General features: G+C 64.8%; 18 protein-coding genes. 12 read left to right on the forward strand and 6 right to left on the reverse strand.

Going from position 1 to position 16,266, the window contains the following annotated elements; genetic code table 11:
• Position 1: 1 nt before the first annotated feature.
• A complete protein-coding gene (locus ACIPZ8_RS02470) occupies positions 2–181 on the reverse strand; it encodes a hypothetical protein (protein ID WP_400719742.1) in 180 nt (59 codons plus the stop codon).
• 97 nt (positions 182–278) lie between these two features.
• Here ACIPZ8_RS02470 and tam point away from each other — a divergent pair, with 97 nt between their 5' ends.
• Positions 279–1,055 carry a trans-aconitate 2-methyltransferase gene (gene tam / locus ACIPZ8_RS02475; protein ID WP_400719409.1) on the forward strand — a complete coding sequence of 259 codons (777 nt, stop codon included), beginning with the start codon at positions 279–281 and terminating at the stop codon, positions 1,053–1,055.
• Here tam and ACIPZ8_RS02480 read toward each other — a convergent pair.
• Positions 1,052–1,417: a DUF2784 domain-containing protein gene (locus ACIPZ8_RS02480; RefSeq protein ID WP_400719410.1), complete on the reverse strand. Its 366-nt coding sequence runs from the start codon at positions 1,415–1,417 to the stop codon at positions 1,052–1,054. The genes tam and ACIPZ8_RS02480 overlap by 4 nt on opposite strands.
• A 95-nt stretch (positions 1,418–1,512) precedes the next feature.
• Entirely contained in the window at positions 1,513–2,382 is an 870-nt protein-coding gene (locus tag ACIPZ8_RS02485; protein WP_400719411.1) for a LysR substrate-binding domain-containing protein, read from the reverse strand.
• A 243-nt stretch (positions 2,383–2,625) separates the two neighbouring features.
• Between ACIPZ8_RS02485 and ACIPZ8_RS02490 the strand changes: the two genes are divergently transcribed.
• From ACIPZ8_RS02490 to ACIPZ8_RS02505, 4 genes are all read left to right on the forward strand, one after another.
• A complete protein-coding gene (locus ACIPZ8_RS02490; RefSeq protein ID WP_400719412.1) occupies positions 2,626–3,942 on the forward strand; it encodes an MFS transporter in 1,317 nt (438 codons plus the stop codon).
• A 114-nt stretch (positions 3,943–4,056) separates the two neighbouring features.
• The gene (locus ACIPZ8_RS02495; protein ID WP_325977279.1) at positions 4,057–4,767 is read left to right on the forward strand and encodes a YebC/PmpR family DNA-binding transcriptional regulator; all 711 of its coding nucleotides are present in this window, start codon (positions 4,057–4,059) and stop codon (positions 4,765–4,767) included.
• 118 nt (positions 4,768–4,885) lie between these two features.
• Positions 4,886–5,830, forward strand: a complete 945-nt coding sequence (locus tag ACIPZ8_RS02500; RefSeq protein ID WP_400719413.1) for a LysR family transcriptional regulator — start codon at positions 4,886–4,888, stop codon at positions 5,828–5,830.
• A gap of 81 nt (positions 5,831–5,911) precedes the next feature.
• Complete coding sequence (locus tag ACIPZ8_RS02505; RefSeq protein ID WP_400719414.1) at positions 5,912–7,324, forward strand: DOPA decarboxylase; 1,413 nt, start codon at positions 5,912–5,914, stop codon at positions 7,322–7,324.
• A gap of 35 nt (positions 7,325–7,359) precedes the next feature.
• Here ACIPZ8_RS02505 and ACIPZ8_RS02510 read toward each other — a convergent pair whose 3' ends face one another.
• Complete coding sequence (locus tag ACIPZ8_RS02510; protein WP_294334673.1) at positions 7,360–8,733, reverse strand: MFS transporter; 1,374 nt, start codon at positions 8,731–8,733, stop codon at positions 7,360–7,362.
• A gap of 479 nt (positions 8,734–9,212) precedes the next feature.
• Between ACIPZ8_RS02510 and quiC the strand changes: the two genes are divergently transcribed.
• The 6 genes from quiC (at position 9,213) to ACIPZ8_RS02540 (ending at position 13,651) form a co-directional block, all read left to right on the forward strand.
• The gene (gene quiC, locus ACIPZ8_RS02515; RefSeq protein WP_400719415.1) at positions 9,213–11,120 is read left to right on the forward strand and encodes a 3-dehydroshikimate dehydratase QuiC; all 1,908 of its coding nucleotides are present in this window, start codon (positions 9,213–9,215) and stop codon (positions 11,118–11,120) included.
• Between the two features lie 282 nt (positions 11,121–11,402).
• Positions 11,403–11,636 carry a dihydrofolate reductase family protein gene (locus tag ACIPZ8_RS02520; protein WP_400719744.1) on the forward strand — a complete coding sequence of 78 codons (234 nt, stop codon included), beginning with the start codon at positions 11,403–11,405 and terminating at the stop codon, positions 11,634–11,636.
• A 3-nt stretch (positions 11,637–11,639) separates the two neighbouring features.
• Complete coding sequence (locus ACIPZ8_RS02525) at positions 11,640–12,182, forward strand: chalcone isomerase family protein (RefSeq protein ID WP_400719416.1); 543 nt, start codon at positions 11,640–11,642, stop codon at positions 12,180–12,182.
• 3 nt (positions 12,183–12,185) lie between these two features.
• On the forward strand, positions 12,186–12,719 hold the full coding sequence (locus tag ACIPZ8_RS02530) for a DUF3833 domain-containing protein (RefSeq protein WP_400719417.1): 534 nt from the start codon (positions 12,186–12,188) through the stop codon (positions 12,717–12,719).
• Positions 12,716–12,880, forward strand: coding sequence for a DUF2256 domain-containing protein (locus tag ACIPZ8_RS02535; RefSeq protein ID WP_400719418.1), 165 nt, complete (start codon positions 12,716–12,718; stop codon positions 12,878–12,880). Before ACIPZ8_RS02530 ends, ACIPZ8_RS02535 begins: the two co-directional genes overlap by 4 nt.
• Before the next feature lie 99 nt (positions 12,881–12,979).
• Complete coding sequence (locus ACIPZ8_RS02540; protein ID WP_400719419.1) at positions 12,980–13,651, forward strand: TetR/AcrR family transcriptional regulator; 672 nt, start codon at positions 12,980–12,982, stop codon at positions 13,649–13,651.
• A gap of 6 nt (positions 13,652–13,657) precedes the next feature.
• Here the strand turns inward: ACIPZ8_RS02540 and ACIPZ8_RS02545 are convergent, their stop codons facing one another.
• Entirely contained in the window at positions 13,658–14,665 is a 1,008-nt protein-coding gene (locus ACIPZ8_RS02545; RefSeq protein WP_400719420.1) for a GlxA family transcriptional regulator, read from the reverse strand.
• Positions 14,666–14,804: 139 nt separating this feature from the next.
• Between ACIPZ8_RS02545 and ACIPZ8_RS02550 the strand changes: the two genes are divergently transcribed.
• A complete protein-coding gene (locus tag ACIPZ8_RS02550) occupies positions 14,805–15,335 on the forward strand; it encodes an FAD/FMN-containing dehydrogenase (protein WP_400719421.1) in 531 nt (176 codons plus the stop codon).
• Here ACIPZ8_RS02550 and ACIPZ8_RS02555 read toward each other — a convergent pair.
• On the reverse strand, positions 15,323–16,141 hold the full coding sequence (locus tag ACIPZ8_RS02555; protein ID WP_400719422.1) for an HDOD domain-containing protein: 819 nt from the start codon (positions 16,139–16,141) through the stop codon (positions 15,323–15,325). The genes ACIPZ8_RS02550 and ACIPZ8_RS02555 overlap by 13 nt on opposite strands.
• Between the last annotated feature and the right edge of the window lie 125 nt (positions 16,142–16,266).

Raw genomic sequence — 16,266 nt, forward strand, 5'->3', positions numbered from 1 at the left:
GTCATTCGCTGTTGGAAACGGCCGGCTCCCTCGGGGACCCGGCCGTTTCGCGTTGTTGCGGCGGGTGTTTTTCCTCGGGCATGTGGAACCGCTGGTTCATCCACGGCGAACCGAGCAGGGCGGCGGCGGCGATCAGGGCCAGGATGGCAAGGGCCAGGGATAGCTTCATCGGCATGCGCATGCAGTAGCTGACCTGAAGCATAGGCTGACAGTTCAGGTTCATGGGAAGCGGTACATGGCTTATGCTCAAGCCACTGCCCGCCAGAAAGGAGCCTTCCATGGCCTGGTCCGCCACCCAGTATTCCCTCTTCGAAGATGAACGCACCCGCGCCGTGCGCGACTTGCTGGCCGCCGTGCCGCCGCGGCCGGTGCGCCATGCCACCGACCTGGGCTGTGGCCCCGGCAACTCGACCGAAGTGCTGCTGCAGCGTTGCCCGGATGCCCAGGTGACGGCGCTGGACAGCGACAAGGACATGATCGACAAGGCCCGCGAGCGCAAGCGCCTGCACATTCCGCGGGTACGCTGCGAAATCGCTGACATCAGCGACTGGTCGGCGCCCGAGCCGCAAGACCTGATCCTGGCCAATGCCTCGCTGCAATGGGTGCCCGATCACGGCTCGCTGTATCCGCACCTGGTGCGCCAGCTGAGCGAGGGAGGCAGCCTGGCGGTGCAGACCCCGGACAACCTCGACGAGCCGGCCCATCGGCAGTTGCGCGAAATCGCCAGCCAGGGCCCGTGGGCGGACAAGTTCGCCGACTTCCACCTGCCGCCACGGCACAACGCAGCGTTCTACTACGACCTGCTCACGCCGTTGTGCGCGCGGGTGGATGTGTGGCGCACCACCTATCACCACCCGTTGGCGGGTGGTGCAGAGGCGGTGGTGGAGTGGTTCAAGGGCTCGGCGCTAAGGCCTTATCTGGCCAGGCTGGATGCGCAGGAGCAGGCGGACTTCCTGCAGATGTACCTGCAGGCCATGCAGCGTGACTACCCGCCAGCCACTGACGGCAAGGTGTTGCTGCCGTTTCCGCGGCTGTTTGTCGTCGCTACCCGCTAAGGGCGACGCCAGCGCCAGATGACAATGGCGTAGATGGCCAGGTTCAGCACCAGCACGACGCCGCCCAGCAGCAGCTGGATCTGCGGCGTCAGGCCGGCGGGGTAGATCAGCGGCCAGATGTAGTGTTCGACGAAGCCGCCGTGGTAACCCGCGTCACCGGCGGCCAGGCGCATGCGGTTTTCCCAGTCGGTGAGCGGGCATTGCAGGTGCAGGCCTTCCACCGCCAGGCCCCAGGCCAGGGCGGGGAGGTGCAGGAGCAGGGCGCGGCGCCACTTGAGCACCAGCAGGCCGCCGAACAGGACCAGCAGGATGAAGGCCAGGTGCAGCAGGACCAGGGTGTCGGCGCTCAGTCGGTAGAGCATGGTGGCGAGCGTCTGGAATTGGGTCTTGTCAGCATAGTCGTGTTGCCTGTACCGGCCTCATCGCGGGCTTGCCCGCGAAGAGGCCGGTACAGGCGCTACAGCTCTTCCTGCACCATCTGCAGGAAGGTGGCCACCACTCGCCGCGATCGCTGCTCGCTCAGGCACACCAGGGTCTCGGTCAGGTGCCGCTGGCAATCGACAATGGGCAACGCACACACACGCGCATCCGCACCAAACTCGGCCGCCGACACCACCCCCACACCAATCCCCACCACCACGGCTTCACGCGCCGCCTCGCGGCCTTCCACCTGGATCGCCGGGCGGATCCGCAAGCCTGCGCGCTGCATCTCTTCCTCCAGCGTCTGCCGCGTCACCGACCCCGGTTCGCGCAGCACCAGCGGTGTGTCGTCCAGGTCCGCCAGGGTGATCGAGCCGCGGCTGGCCCATGGGTGGTTGTGCGAGACGAACGCCACCATCGGGTCGCGGCGCAGCGGCACGCAGTACAGCCGCTCGTCATCGACGTCGCGCCCGAGCAGCGCCAGGTCGGCCTGGTAGCTGAACAGCCGTGCCAGCGACTCATCGGTGTTGCCGGTCTCGACCTTGACCTGGATGCCCGGGTAGCGCTGGCAGAAGCGCGCGATCTGAGGCAGCACGTGCACGGGCGCATCCACCGCCAGCACCAGGCTGCCGGTATGCAGGGCGCGTGAGTCCTGCAGCAGGTCATGGGCCTCGGCCTCGCAGGCGAACAGGCGCTGGCTGATGCCCAGCAGGCGCTCACCCAGGTCGGTCAGCTGCACCGAGCGCTTGTTGCGCTGGAACAGCAGCACGCCGAAGCGCTCCTCGAGCTTGCGCACCTGGTCGGACACCGCCGGCTGGGTCAGAAACAGCTTTTCCGCCGCACGGGTGAAGCTGCCGTGCACGGCTACTGCATGGAACGCCTTGAGTTGAGCGTGAGATACCGACATGCCGACTCCAGTAACAAGCTGAACTTATGTGTGAAATACGATAAATCGATTTTCTTTATCAGTCAGCAACTGTTTCCATACGTTTCAACCCGAGGTCGTCGCCACAAGCAGCGGCCGGGCCATGGCCCGCACACGGTGCCATCTGACCAGATGACGAGCCTTCGTCATGCAGTGCGCAACACAACAACAAGACAGGCGTTTTTTAACAATCTGCCGGCACACTTGAGCAAGAGGTCAGAGTCAATGAATCAATCACTAGCCGCGTTGAAACGCTGGCGCATCCAGATTTTTGCTATCACCTGGCTGGCCTACGCCGCCTTCTACTTCACCCGCAAAGCCTTCTCGGTGGCCAAGCTCGGCATCGCTGAAGACCCGACATTCATGCTCGACAAGGCCGCCATGGCCAACCTCGACGCTATCTACCTGGCCGCCTATGCCGTGGGCCAGTTCACCTGGGGCATGCTCGCCGACCGCTTTGGCCCGCGCGTGGTGGTACTGGGCGGGCTGTTGATTTCGGCAGCGGCCGCGGTGGTGATGGGCAGTTACGCGACCTTCCCGATCTTCGCCACCTGCATGCTGATCCAGGGCCTGGCGCAGTCCACCGGCTGGGCCGGGCTGTGCAAGAACATCGGCAGCTTCTTCCCGGCCTCACAGCGCGGGCGGGTGCTGGGGCTGTGGAGTTCGTGCTACGCCTTCGGCGGCCTGGTCGCTTCGCCGTTCGCCGGCTGGTGGGCCTATACCCTGGTCGGCACCTGGCATGCGGCGTTCTTCTCCAGTGCTGCGGTGGTGGCCGGCGTGGCCGTGCTGTTCTTCTTCCTGCAGCGCAACAAGCCGGAGGACGTCGGCCTGGCAGCGGTCGAGCCGGAGCCGCAGAGCATGGCCCCGGCCGGTAATCTGTGCAGCGTCTGGGCACCGTTGCGCGAGATCCTGCGCAACCGCACGGTGCTGACCCTGGGCATGGCGTACTTCCTGCTGAAGCCGGCGCGCTACGCCATCCTGCTGTGGGGCCCGGTGATCGTCTTCGAGCAGATGCCGTCGGTGGGCAAGGTTGGCGCGGCGATCATCCCGACCGCCTTCGAGCTGGCCGGGCTGCTGGGCCCGATCATCATCGGCCTGGCTTCTGACAAGCTGTTCGGCGCCCGGCGCATGCCGGCCTGCGTGATCAGCCTGATGCTGCTGACCGTGACCCTGGCAGCGTTCATGGGAGCCATGCACAGCGGCAGCATCGTGCTGGTGGTGGCCCTGCTGTTTGTCATGGGCCTGACCCTGTACGGGCCGGACTCGATGATCAGCGGCGCGGCGGCCATCGACTTCGGCACGGCCAAGGCTGGCGCCACGGCGGCAGGCTTCGTCAATGGCTGTGGCTCGGTGGGGGCGGTGCTCGGCGGTCTGCTGCCTGGCTACTTCGACAGCGTCACGGTGTTCATCGTGTTTGCCGGCTGCGCGCTGTTCTCGGCCCTGGTGCTGCTGCCGCACTGGAACAGCCGCCCGGCCAGTGCGCCCCAGGCCGAAGACGTGGCACCCAACACCAACATGGCGATCAAGCCCCTGCGCAGCTGAAGGAAAGCCCCAAGGCTGAGATTACTTGTCGATCCACTGCCCGAGGGCGTATAAACTGCTCCCACTTTTGGCCGGTCGCTTCCTGAACCGGCCGTTGAAACAAAGAGAGTCGACATGGGCGCACAGTGGAAAGCCAAACATAGAGAAACAGCTGCCAATGCCAAGGGCAAGATCATGGGCAAGCTGGCCAAGGAAATCCAGATCGCTGCCAAGTCGGGCGCCGACCCGGACATGAACCCGCGCCTGCGCCTGGCCATCGTCCAGGCCAAGAAAGCCTCGATGACCCGTGAAACCCTGGAGCGTGCTATCAAGAAAGGCGCAGGCCTGGACGGCGAGGCCGTGCAGTACCATGCGGTCAGCTATGAAGGCTTCGCCCCGCACCAGGTGCCACTGATCGTCGAGTGCCTGACCGACAACGTCAACCGCACCGTGGCGCAGATCCGCGTGCTGTTCCGCAAGGGCCAGCTGGGCGCCAGCGGTTCGGTGACCTGGGACTTCAACCACGTCGGCCTGATCGAAGCCACCCCGGAAGGCGATGCCGACCCGGAAATGGCCGCCATCGAAGCCGGTGCCCAGGACTTCGAGGAAGGAGAAGAAGAGGGTTCGACCCTGTTCATCACCGACACCACCGACCTGGACGCCGTGCAGAAGGCGCTGCCTGAGCATGGTTTCACTGTGACTTCGGCGAAGATCGGCTACACCCCGAAGAACCCGGTGAGCGCTGCCAGCCTGAGCGCTGAAGCACTGGCCGAGGTGGAAGCGTTCCTCGAGGCGATCGACGAGAACGATGACGTGCAGAACGTCTACGTTGGCCTGACCGTCTAAACCGATTCGCAGGCAAGCCCGCTCCCACAGGGACCCTACAATGCCAATGCTTGTGGGGTCCCTGTGGGAGCGGGCTTGCCCGCGAATAGGCCAGTGAATCCTGCATAGGGGAGCCTGCATGAACCCCACCTTCGCCTCCCTCAGCCTTGCCCACCTGCGCACCCTCGACTGCCTCCTGCAGTTGAAGAACCTCAGCCACGCCGCCGACCGCCTGGGCGTCAGCCAATCGGCCCTGAGCCGCCAGCTGGCCCACCTGCGCGAAGCCTTCGACGACCCATTGCTGGTGCGCCAGGGCCGCGGTTATGTGCTCAGCGAACACGCCGAAGCCCTGGTCGAACCCCTGCGCCAGGTGCTCGAAGAACTCCAGGCCCTGCGCCAACCCGCCGCCTTCGACCCGGTCCGCTGTGAGCGGCGCTTCTGCCTGGCTGCCTCCGATTACGTGGCCGAGCACATGTTGCCGCTACTGGTGGCCGCACTGGAGCACGAAGCCCCTGGTGTGTCCATCGACTACCGCACCTGGCAGGCCGGGCAATACGCCTTGCTCGCCAGCGGCGAGATCGACCTGGCCACCACCTTGTTCGACGAGTCGCCACCCAACCTGCATGGTCGCCTGCTCGGCGAAGACCGCGCGGTGTGCCTGATGCGCCGGGATCATCCGCTGACCGCGCTGGACGTGCTTGGCCAGGACGATTACCTGGCCTGCAAGCACGTACGCATTTCCGGTGGTGGCGACAAGGACAGTTTCATCGACCGCCACCTGCGCGCCCAGGGTTTGCAGCGGCGGATCAGCCTGGAAGTGCCGTTCTTCTCGGCGACCGTGCAGGTGATCGGCAACAGCCAGGCGCTGGCCACGGTGCCCGAGCACATCGCCCGGCAGCTGTGCCGCCTGCATGGGCTGGCGTGGCGGCCGTTGGGGTTTGTCGAGCATACCCAGCGCTATTGGGTGGTGTGGCATCAGCGCTTGCAGGCCTCGGCCGAGCACCGCTGGTTGCGCAACCGGGTGTTCGAGCTGTGGCGGCAGTCGCAGTTCGGGGTGCAGGGCGGGGTTGCGGGTTTGCCATAGCAGGTATGCGCGAAGCGGGGTTATTCGCTTGGGCGCAGGCGCCTAGACTGGGGGCACTGGACAATCCTCAGGAGAGCGCGCGTGACCCCAGAACAATTCCGCCAGTACGGCCACCAGCTGATCGACCTGATCGCCGACTACCGCCAAACCGTGGGCGAGCGCCCGGTCATGGCCCAGGTCGAGCCTGGCTACCTCAAGGCCCAGCTGCCCCAAGGCGCCCCGCAGCAGGGCGAGCCGTTCGAGGCCATCCTCGACGACGTGAACCAACTGGTCATGCCTGGGCTGTCGCACTGGCAGCACCCGGACTTCTACGGCTACTTCCCGTCCAACGGCACTCTGTCGTCGGTGCTCGGCGATTTCCTCAGCACCGGCCTCGGCGTGCTCGGCCTGTCGTGGCAATCCAGCCCGGCGCTGAGCGAGCTGGAGGAAACCACCCTCGACTGGCTGCGCCAGTTGCTCGGCCTGTCGGCCCAGTGGAGCGGGGTGATCCAGGACACCGCGTCCACCAGCACCCTGGTGGCACTGATCAGCGCCCGTGAGCGTGCCACCGACTACGCGCTGGTACGCGGCGGCCTGCAGGCCGAGGCCAAGCCGTTGATCGTTTATGTCAGCGCCCATGCCCACAGCTCGGTGGACAAGGCCGCCCTGCTGGCCGGCTTTGGCCGCGCCAACATCCGCCTGATCGCCACCGACGAGCAGTTCGCCATGCGCCCGCAGGCGCTGCAGGCGGCCATCGAGCAGGACCTGGCGGCCGGCAACCAGCCCTGCGCCGTGGTCGCCACCACCGGCACCACTACTACCACCGCCCTCGACCCGCTGCGCCCGATCGGCGAAATCGCCCAGGCCAACGGGTTGTGGCTGCATGTCGACTCGGCCATGGCCGGTTCGGCGATGATCCTGCCGGAATGCCGCTGGATGTGGGACGGCATCGAGCTGGCCGATTCTGTCGTGGTCAATGCACACAAATGGCTGGGCGTGGCGTTCGATTGCTCGATCTACTACGTGCGTGATCCGCAGCACTTGATCCGGGTGATGAGCACCAACCCGAGCTACCTGCAGTCGGCGGTGGATGGCGAGGTGAAGAACCTGCGTGACTGGGGGATCCCGCTGGGTCGCCGGTTCCGTGCGCTGAAGTTGTGGTTCATGTTGCGCAGCGAAGGGGTCGAAGCGTTGCAGCAGCGCTTGCGTCGGGACCTGGAGAATGCGCGTTGGCTGGCGGAGCAGGTGAGTGCTGCCGCCGAGTGGGACGTGCTGGCGCCGGTGCAACTGCAGACCTTGTGCATTCGCCATCGGCCAGCGGGGCTGGAGGGGGAGGCGCTGGATGCACATACCAGGGCTTGGGCTGAGCGGTTGAACGCGTCCGGGGTGGCGTATGTGACGCCGGCGACGCTGGAAGGGCGGTGGATGGTGCGGGTGTCGGTGGGGGCCTTGCCGACCGAGCGGGAGCATGTCGAGAAGCTTTGGGCGAACCTGCAGGAAGTGGTCAAAGGTTGAAGATGTTGGGGCTGCAAAGCAGCCCCAGCAATCTATCAGTTGCTCACCGCCTGAAAGCTACCCTTGCGGCTGGCCTCGAAGGCTTCTTTTTCCATCGGCTTGGCATCCGGATTACCCAGATCTTCCATCGCCATCCGGTGGGTCTCCGGCGCGATGTAGGCCGCCAGTGCACACACGCAGGTGATGAAGAACGCCAGGCCACCGATCACCAGCGGAATGTTCTCCGAACCCGGTGGCGCCACCAGGGCGAACAGCGCCGGCAGCATGGCGGTGAGCATGGTGCCGATGTTCTGCGCGATGGCCATGGCCGATACGCGGTAGCGGGTGTGGAACAGCTCCGGGTAGAAGCTTGGGAACACCGCGTTGTAGCCCTGGTAGACCATGCCCCACATCACGATCGAGGCAGCGAAGGCCAGTGGCACGTTCTGGATGCTGATCGCATACAGGTAGACGAAAGCCAGCAGGCCAGAGCCCAGGCAGCCAGCGATCATGGTCGGGCGACGGCCGATCTTGTCGGACAGGTTGCCCACGAACGGGATCACCAGTACCGCGACAATGTTGCCCACTACCGGGATCCACAGGTACACGCTCTTGTCGAAGCCGATGCCGTAGGCCGGTTGCACCGCATAGGCCGCGCCGAAGATGGTGGCAACCACCGGGATCACGTTCATCAGGGCCATGAACATCACCAGCACCATGTGCTTCCAGCTGTGGCGGAAGGCTTCGCTGATCGGCGACTTGGCGACCTTGTCCTGCTTCTCTTCCTTCACGAACGCCGGGGTTTCGTGCACTTCCTTGCGGATGATGAAGCCCGCGATCAGGACGAAGGCGCTCATCAGGAACGGAATGCGCCAGCCCCAGTCATTGAAGGCGTCGCTCGGCATGAAGTACGCCAGTGGCAGGAACACCGCCGCTGCCAGCACCTGGCCGGCCTGCACGCCCTGCAGGGTGAAGCTGGCGTAGTAACCCCGCCGCCCGAACGGGGCGTGCTCCATGATCATCGAACTTGCGCCGGAGATTTCGCCGGCCACGGCAAAGCCCTGGACCAGGCGCAGCACCACCAGCAAGGCCGGGGCCAGCAGGCCGATGTCGTGGTAGGTCGGCAGCAGGCCCACGGCCATGGTCGACAGGCCCATCAGGAACATGCACAGCAGCAATACGTTCTTGCGCCCACGGGTGTCACCCCAGTGGCCCAGCACGAAGGCGCCGATCGGGCGGGCCAGGTAGCCTACGCCGTAAGTCGCCAGCGAGGCGATGATGGCCATTTTCGGGTCAGTATTGGGGAAGAAGATCTGCGGGAAGATCAGCGCCGCAGCCTGGGCATAGATGAAGAAATCGTAGTATTCGAGTGCCGAGCCAATCCATCCGCTGGCGGTCGCTTTCTTGGCTTGAGAGCTTGAGTGAGCCATCGTTGTCTCCGTTGTTCTTGTAGGTCGCCGCACGGCTGGCGTTGCCCGGGGGGCGGCCAGAGGGGTGCGATCGCTTGTCGGGAGTAGGGCGAGCGTTATAGCGCTGACGATCGCAGGCGGTGTCTGCAAAGGGAGGACGAACGAGCAGGTGCGGATCGCAAGGCGATGGAGGTGTGCATAGGTCGGTACCCGGTTTATTGAACTTATTATGTCGTGACGTTGGGCTTGTCTGCGCAGGTGCTGCCGAACGACCGTCTGGGCAGCAGAGGGCGGTCGGTATGCCTGCGTCTGGGTTCATGTTTGCCTAGGGTTGGCAGTGAATCAATTCGTCGAAATCGGTTTTGTGCGGTAATCGAACGCAAAACTAACCATTCCGTACAAACAGATTGCCGGGCCGACTTTACCTGCGAATAATCAACAGTGCCAGGAACCCAACGGGGTTTCGGCCCGTTGTCCGTCCAATAACAAGGAACTTCCTCATGCAGCGTTCGATAGCCACCGTGTCCTTGAGCGGCACCCTGCCGGAAAAGCTCGAAGCCATCGCCGCCGCCGGTTTCGACGGCGTCGAGATCTTCGAGAACGACCTGTTGTACTACGCCGGTAGCCCCCGTGAAGTGCGGCAGATGTGCGCCGACCTCGGCATCGCCATCACCCTGTTCCAGCCGTTCCGCGATTTCGAAGGCTGCCGCCGCGACCGCCTGCAGAAGAACCTCGACCGCGCCGAGCGCAAGTTCGACCTGATGCAAGAGCTGGGCACCGACCTGGTGCTGGTGTGCAGCAACGTCCAGGCCGACGCCCTGGGCGATGAACAGATCCTGGTGGACGACCTGCGCCTGCTCGGCGAGCACGCCGGCAAGCGCGGCCTGCGCATCGGCTACGAAGCCCTGGCCTGGGGCCGCCACGTCAATACCTACCAGCAAGTCTGGAATCTGGTGCGCCAGGCAGACCACCCGGCGCTGGGGGTGATCCTCGACAGCTTCCACACCCTCTCGCTCAAGGGCGACCCGGCGGCGATCCGCGACATCCCCGGCGACAAGATCTTCTTCGTGCAGATGGCCGACGCGCCGATCCTGAACATGGACGTGCTGGAGTGGAGCCGCCACTTCCGTAACTTCCCGGGGCAGGGCGAAATGGACCTGGCCGGCTTCCTCGCGCCGATCCTCGCCACTGGCTACCGCGGCCCGCTGTCGCTGGAAATCTTCAACGACGGCTTCCGTGCCGCACCGCCACGGCAGAACGCCGCCGATGGCCTGCGCTCGCTGCTGTACCTCGAAGAGCAGACCCGCCTGCGCCTGGAGCAGGAAGGCACCGCCATCGAACCGGGCGTGCTGTTCACCCCGCCGGCCGCCAGCGCCTACGACGGCGTGGAGTTCCTCGAATTCGCCGTCGACGAAGCCGTCGGCGCGCGCCTGGGCGGCTGGCTCAAGCGCCTGGGCTTTGCCGAAGCCGGCAAGCACCGCAGCAAGGACGTGCGCCTGCTGCGCCAGAACGACATCAACATCGTGCTCAACGCCGAGCCGTATTCCTTCGGCCACAACTTCTTCGAGGCCCACGGTCCGTCGCTGTGTGCCACCGCCCTGCGGGTGAAGGACGAGCATGCTGCGCTGCAACGCGCCACCGACTTCCGTGGCCAGCCATTCCGCGGCCTGGTCGGCCCCAACGAATGCGAAGTGCCTGCCGTGCGTGCGCCGGACGGCAGCCTGATCTACCTGGTGGAGCAGGGCAAGGAAGGGCCGTCGCTGTACGACACCGACTTCCGTCTCGACCCGGCCGCCAGCGCCACCGGTGGCCTGCAGCGCATCGACCACATGGCCCTGGCGCTGCCGGCCGAGTCGCTGGACAGCTGGGTGCTGTTCTACAAGAGCCTGTTCGACTTTGCCGCCGACGACGAAGTGGTGCTGCCCGACCCGTACGGCCTGGTCAAGAGCCGCGCCTTGCGCAGCCAGTGCGGCAGCCTGCGTTTGCCGCTGAACATTTCGGAAAACCGCAACACCGCCATCGCCCATGCGCTGTCCAGCTACCGTGGCTCGGGTGTGCATCACATTGCCTTCGATTGTGCTGACATCTTCAGCGAAGTGGCGCGGGCGAAGGAGTCCGGGGTGCCGTTGCTGGAAATCCCCCTGAACTACTACGACGACCTCGCGGCGCGCTTCGATTTCAACGACGAGTTCCTAAGCGAACTGGCGTACTACAACGTGCTGTATGACCGTGATGCACAGGGTGGCGAGCTGTTCCACGTGTACACCGAACCGTTCGAGGAACGCTTCTTCTTCGAGATCATCCAGCGCAAGGGCGGCTATGCCGGGTACGGCGCGGCGAACGTGGCGGTGCGCCTGGCGGCGATGGCCAAGCGCCGCAGCGGGGCGGCGCGCAAGCCAGTGTTGTGATTGTGAGGTGCCTGTCGTGAGTGTGCATCAGGGCCGCCAGGTGCCCGTCGACAGGCTTGCACTACCGGCCATAACCCTGAACCAAGCTGCGTAACCCTCTCATCTATGCTCATGAGGCTCTTATCTCCGAAGCAAGAGGGCAATCATGAGCACGGTATTCGTCAACATCGGCCTCAGCCTTGACGGCTACATGGCCCCGGAAGGCATGGACATCGCGCACTGTGAAGAACCCGCGGAACGACGTTCCACTTCTGCAGCGAGGGGCCGGCGAAAGCCCTGGAGCTGGCCAGGGCGGTTGCAGGCGGCCGTGACATCCGCATCTACGGTGGCGCGGACGTGATCCAGCAGTATTTGCGCATGGATGCCATCGACGAACTGGAAATTGCCTTGTCCCCGGTGCTCTTCGGTAGCGGTAGACGCCTGTTCGACAACCTGCATGAGCCCGTGGCCAAGTTTCGAGTCGAAAAAGCATTTCATACGCCAGATGCCACGCATCTGCGCTATGTGCGAGCGTGAGGGATGTCGAGCCTGACTATCCGCCTGTTCGCGCTGGCCGCCCTGCTGACGATGGCACTGCCCGCAAGTGCGGATTGGCGCGCATCACTGCCTGCCGCGCAGGTGGCGGGCAGTGGCGATTTCACCTGGTTCGGCCTGCGCCTTTACACTGCCCGCCTGTGGCGCGCCAGTGCCTCGTGGAGCTGGGACGAGCCATTTGCCCTCGAACTGATCTACCACCGGTCGCTGTCACGGAACACGCTGGTGCAGGCCAGCATCGATGAAATACAACGGCTGGCGAAGCGCCCATTGTCCACCGACACTGTCGAACGCTGGTCAGCCGCCATGGCTGAAGCCTTCGTGGACGTGCGCCCGGGCATGAACATCACTGGCCTGTATCTACCCGGCCAGGGTTGCCGTTTCTACGTCGATGGCCACCTCAGCCTGGAAGTGACGGACCCGGCCTTCGCCCGTGCATTCTTTGCCATCTGGCTGGACCCCCGGGCCCGCGATGCGCAGCTGCGCGATCACCTGCTGGGGTTGGCCGGGAGCGACCGAGGAGGTTGAGGCATGTACAAGGCACTGCTGTTGATCACCTGCCTGCTGCTGGGCAGTTGCAAGGTCGGGGTCGAACACTACGCCCAGGAGCAGCCGCGCCTCGATCTGGTGGCGTTCTTCTCCCAACCGGTGCAGGCCTGGGGCATGTTCCAGAAGCGCTCGGGCGAGGTGGTCAAGCGCTTCCATGTGCGTATCGACAGCCGCCGCGAAGGTGAGCGACTGATCCTCGACGAGCACTTCGTTTACAGCGACGGTACCCGCCAGCAGCGAACCTGGACCCTCACCCCCGACGGCCCCAACCGCTGGCGCGGCACGGCAGGCGATGTGATCGGCGAGGCCACTGGCGTCATGGCCGGCAACGCCCTGCAATGGCGCTACCAATTGGACCTGCCGGTCGATGGCCGGCACTGGACCATGGACATGGATGACTGGATGTACCTGATGGACCAGGACACCCTGATCAACCGCACACGCATGAGCAAGCTGGGCGTGGAAGTCGGGCAGATCACCTTGTTCTTCCGCCGCATGCCGCAAGGCTCACCATGAACAAGGGTGAGCTGCCCAGCAAGGTCTGTGTCGTCTGCGGCTTGCCGTTCACCTGGCGCAAGCGCTGGGCGCGCTGTTGGGATGAGGTGCGCTACTGCTCCGAGCGCTGCCGCCGCGCAGCGAAACGCCGCGAGCCGCGGGCATCTTCTGGTGCGAGGTGAACAAGCGCGCTGAGTCAGCCTAAACCAAAAGCCTGCTTCCCAGCCCCTCGCCACTCACGGATAATCCCCCAAATCCCAAAAAATACACCGTGAGCCGCCATGAGCAACCCCGTAGCCCCCCTCAGCCCGCCTGAACCCTCGGCTACGCGCCAACCGCGCAAGAACAACCCCGAGAAAACCCGCGAGGACATCCTCCAGGCCGCCATCAACGAGTTCGTCCAGCAGGGCCTGGCCGGCGCGCGCGTCGACGCCATCGCCGAGCGCACGGCCACTTCCAAGCGCATGATCTACTACTACTTCGGCAGCAAGGAGCAGCTGTACGTCGAGTGCCTGGTCAAGCTTTATGGCGACATCCGCAAGACCGAGCAGAGCCTGGACCTGGAGTCGCTGCCGGCCGAGCAGGCGATCCGCCGGCTGTCCGAGTTCACCTTCGACCACCACGACCGCAATGTTGACTTCGTGCGCATGGTCTGTACCGAGAACATCCATTACGGCGAATACGTCAAGAAGTCCCCGGCCATTCGCGAAATGAGCAGCCTGGTGCTGCAGGCATTGGGCAGCACCCTGGCGCGTGGCGTGAAAGAGGGCGTGTTCCGCCCCGGCATCGAGGTCATCGACCTGCACATGCTGATGAGCTCGTTCTGCTTCTACCGGGTGTCCAACCGCCACACCTTCGGCGACATCTTCCAGATCGACCTGGCCGACGAGCAGGTCAAGCAGCGCCACCGGCAGATGATCTGCGACGTGGTGCTCAGCTACATCCGCGCCTGATCCCGCTTACTCGCCCAGCCGTTGCTCGCGTGACGGCGGGTAGCCGAAGTAGGCGGCATAGCATTTGCTGAAGTGCGACACCGAGACGAAACCGCACGCCACTGCCACCTCCATCACCGACAGGTCGGAGTACTGCAGCAGGCGTCGGCTCTTGGTGATGCGCAGTTCCATGTAGTAGCGCCGCGGCGAAGTGCCGAGCTGGGCCTGGAACAGGCGGTCGATCTGCCGGCGCGAGCGGCCGCTGTAGGCCGCCAGCTGGTCGAGGCTCAGGGTCTCTTCGAGGTTGTTTTCCATCAGCTCGACAATGGTGCGCAGGTGCAGGCTCATGGATTTTTTCGCCCCTGGGCCGACCTGGCGGTAGCGGGCGCCGGAGAACGACAGGATTTCTTCCACGCCCTCGGCCAGGCCGTCGCCGTACAGGCGGCGCACCAGGCCAAGCATCAGCTCCATGGCGCCGTTGGGGCTGGCGGCGCTGAGGCGGTCGCGGTCGAGGGTGAAACTGGCCGGGGTGATGCGGGTTTGCGGGCTGCGCTCGGACAGGCTGGCGCGCTGTTCGGGGTGGATGCTGCAGCCGTAGTCGTCGAGCACGCCGGCCCGGCCGAGGAACCAGGCGCCGTTCCACAGCCCGCCCAGGGCCATGCCGTGGGCAGCGCAGTCGTCCAGCAGACGGTCGAGTTCGGGGTATTTCAGCGGCGTGCGCAGGCCACCGCAGACGATCAACAGGTCGAGCTCCTTGAGTTCGCTGGCCGACAGTTCGCTGGCGACCAGTTCCAGGCCCAGGTCGCTCAGCACCCGGTCACCCTTGAGTGACAGCGGGGTAAAGCGGAAGCTGTCGGCGCGCAGCAGGTTGGCGGTGACCAGCACGTCCATGGCCACGGTGAAGCTGGCCATCGAGAAGTGCTCGAGCAGGATGAAGTCGACGCGGTAGGGTGCCTCGGGGCTACCGGCGCTGGCCTTGAGCCGCAGCATGTTGCTGGTGCTGGTCTTCTTGCTGAACTGACGTGGGGTGGGCACTCTGGACTCCGCTTCCTGGCTGGCCAACAGAGTGTGGCGGGAGCGTGCGGGAAAGACAATCTCCGGCGGGCGTGTGTCGTATTGCAGGTCGTGTTGAGGCAAGTGGGCTATGCTGGCGATCCTGTTCTGGAGAACCTCGATGAAATACGCCATCGCATTACTGTTCGGTCTGCTGCCGTTGCTGGCCAATGCCCTGGAGGCAGGCGAGCGGTTGGCACCCTGGACGTTGCTTGACCAGTACGACCAGCCTTACAGCCTGAACGCCGACACACACATACTACTGGTGGCTCGCGACATGGATGGCGCCAAGCTGGTCAAGGCCGCCCTGGCCGATACCCCCAAGGGCTATCTGGAGGCGCGTGATGCGGTGTTCGTCGCCGATATCCAGCGTATGCCGGCGCTGGTCAGCAAACTGTTCGCCATTCCGGCGATGCGCGATTACAGCTACCGGGTGATGCTCGACCGCGAAGGCCGCGTGGCCAGCCGCTATCCGGGGCAGGCAGGGCAGGTGTTGTGGTTGCAGTTGAAGGATGGGGTGTTGGTGAGCCAACAGGCATTTGCCGATGCCGCTGCACTCAAGGCTGCCTTGGAGCGCAGCGCGGCCCATCGCCGGCAAGCGCGGCTCCCACAGGAGCCAGCGCATACCTCAAGCTTTGCTCAGGCCAGGTAGTCGGCGAAGGCCTTGTCCTGCTCCAGCACGAATGGCAGCTTTTCAAACAGCAAGTCGAGGTCGACCTCTTCGAACAGCGGGCCACCGAGGGCATCGCGTGCCTCGTCCGTCGGCCCGCCGTGCTGTTCCAGCGCGTCGAAGATTTCCATCGCCTGGGCGATGACCCGCGCATAAGGCTGGCCGTCGGGTGCCAGGTGCGGTTGTGCCTGGTAACGAATGGCCGCCTGCAGGGTCTGCGGCAGGTTCCAGCGCTTGGCCAGTGCGGCGCCGACTTCCGGGTAGCCGAAACCCAGTTGCTGGGTTTCGCTGGCTGCGCGGTTGGTGGTACCACTGGCACCTTTGATACGTGCGGCGTATTCCGGCGCGCCGGTCTGGATCAGCAGCTCGCCGATGTCGTGCATCACCCCGCAAGTGAAGGCCACTTCACCGTCGAGCCCGGCCTGGCGGGCGAGCAGGCGGCTGATGCTGGCAACCTGGAAGCTGCGCCCCCAGAACACCTTGAGGTTGAAGCCCGGCGCCGACTTGAACGCCCCGGTCACCGCTGAAGCCAGCACCAGCGTGCGTAGCACGTTGAAGCCCAGGCGCATGGCCGCATCCTCGATGCTGGCCGACTCGCGGGCGCCCTTGAAGCGCGCCGAGTTGGCCAGGCGCAAAACCTTGGCGGCGATCACCGGGTCGCGCTCGATGCTGCGCGCGACCTTTTCGAGGCTTTCGTGGGGATTGTCGAACTGCTGGACCAGCTCCAGGGCCACCTGGGGAATGCTGGGGAGAGTGTGCAACTGCGCAAACAGCGTATTGATATCCATGGCAAGACGCTCTTCGTCCGGTGGGACTTTATACGATAGGCAATATTTCGCTGTCTGCCCGTTTGCTGTGCTCACCGCCAACATCCGACTGAACCCTCAGCACTGGCAGCAACCCAACCCCGTAC

Source organism: Pseudomonas sp. NPDC089422, from assembly GCF_044749405.1.
In the GTDB taxonomy this organism is placed as follows: domain Bacteria; phylum Pseudomonadota; class Gammaproteobacteria; order Pseudomonadales; family Pseudomonadaceae; genus Aquipseudomonas.

What these genes read in the sequence shown, in the direction of transcription:
- quiC (WP_400719415.1), top strand. Translation starts at nt 9,213, where the DNA reads ATGCAGCGTTCGATAGCCACCGTGTCCTTGAGCGGCACCCTGCCGGAA.
- ACIPZ8_RS02470 (WP_400719742.1), bottom strand. Translation starts at nt 181, where the DNA reads ATGCGCATGCCGATGAAGCTATCCCTGGCCCTTGCCATCCTGGCCCTG.
- ACIPZ8_RS02540 (WP_400719419.1), top strand. Translation starts at nt 12,980, where the DNA reads ATGAGCAACCCCGTAGCCCCCCTCAGCCCGCCTGAACCCTCGGCTACG.
- ACIPZ8_RS02495 (WP_325977279.1), top strand. Translation starts at nt 4,057, where the DNA reads ATGGGCGCACAGTGGAAAGCCAAACATAGAGAAACAGCTGCCAATGCC.
- ACIPZ8_RS02530 (WP_400719417.1), top strand. Translation starts at nt 12,186, where the DNA reads ATGTACAAGGCACTGCTGTTGATCACCTGCCTGCTGCTGGGCAGTTGC.
- ACIPZ8_RS02485 (WP_400719411.1), bottom strand. Translation starts at nt 2,382, where the DNA reads ATGTCGGTATCTCACGCTCAACTCAAGGCGTTCCATGCAGTAGCCGTG.
- tam (WP_400719409.1), top strand. Translation starts at nt 279, where the DNA reads ATGGCCTGGTCCGCCACCCAGTATTCCCTCTTCGAAGATGAACGCACC.
- ACIPZ8_RS02555 (WP_400719422.1), bottom strand. Translation starts at nt 16,141, where the DNA reads ATGGATATCAATACGCTGTTTGCGCAGTTGCACACTCTCCCCAGCATT.
- ACIPZ8_RS02535 (WP_400719418.1), top strand. Translation starts at nt 12,716, where the DNA reads ATGAACAAGGGTGAGCTGCCCAGCAAGGTCTGTGTCGTCTGCGGCTTG.
- ACIPZ8_RS02480 (WP_400719410.1), bottom strand. Translation starts at nt 1,417, where the DNA reads ATGCTCTACCGACTGAGCGCCGACACCCTGGTCCTGCTGCACCTGGCC.
- ACIPZ8_RS02500 (WP_400719413.1), top strand. Translation starts at nt 4,886, where the DNA reads ATGAACCCCACCTTCGCCTCCCTCAGCCTTGCCCACCTGCGCACCCTC.
- ACIPZ8_RS02510 (WP_294334673.1), bottom strand. Translation starts at nt 8,733, where the DNA reads ATGGCTCACTCAAGCTCTCAAGCCAAGAAAGCGACCGCCAGCGGATGG.
- ACIPZ8_RS02525 (WP_400719416.1), top strand. Translation starts at nt 11,640, where the DNA reads ATGTCGAGCCTGACTATCCGCCTGTTCGCGCTGGCCGCCCTGCTGACG.
- ACIPZ8_RS02490 (WP_400719412.1), top strand. Translation starts at nt 2,626, where the DNA reads ATGAATCAATCACTAGCCGCGTTGAAACGCTGGCGCATCCAGATTTTT.
- ACIPZ8_RS02550 (WP_400719421.1), top strand. Translation starts at nt 14,805, where the DNA reads ATGAAATACGCCATCGCATTACTGTTCGGTCTGCTGCCGTTGCTGGCC.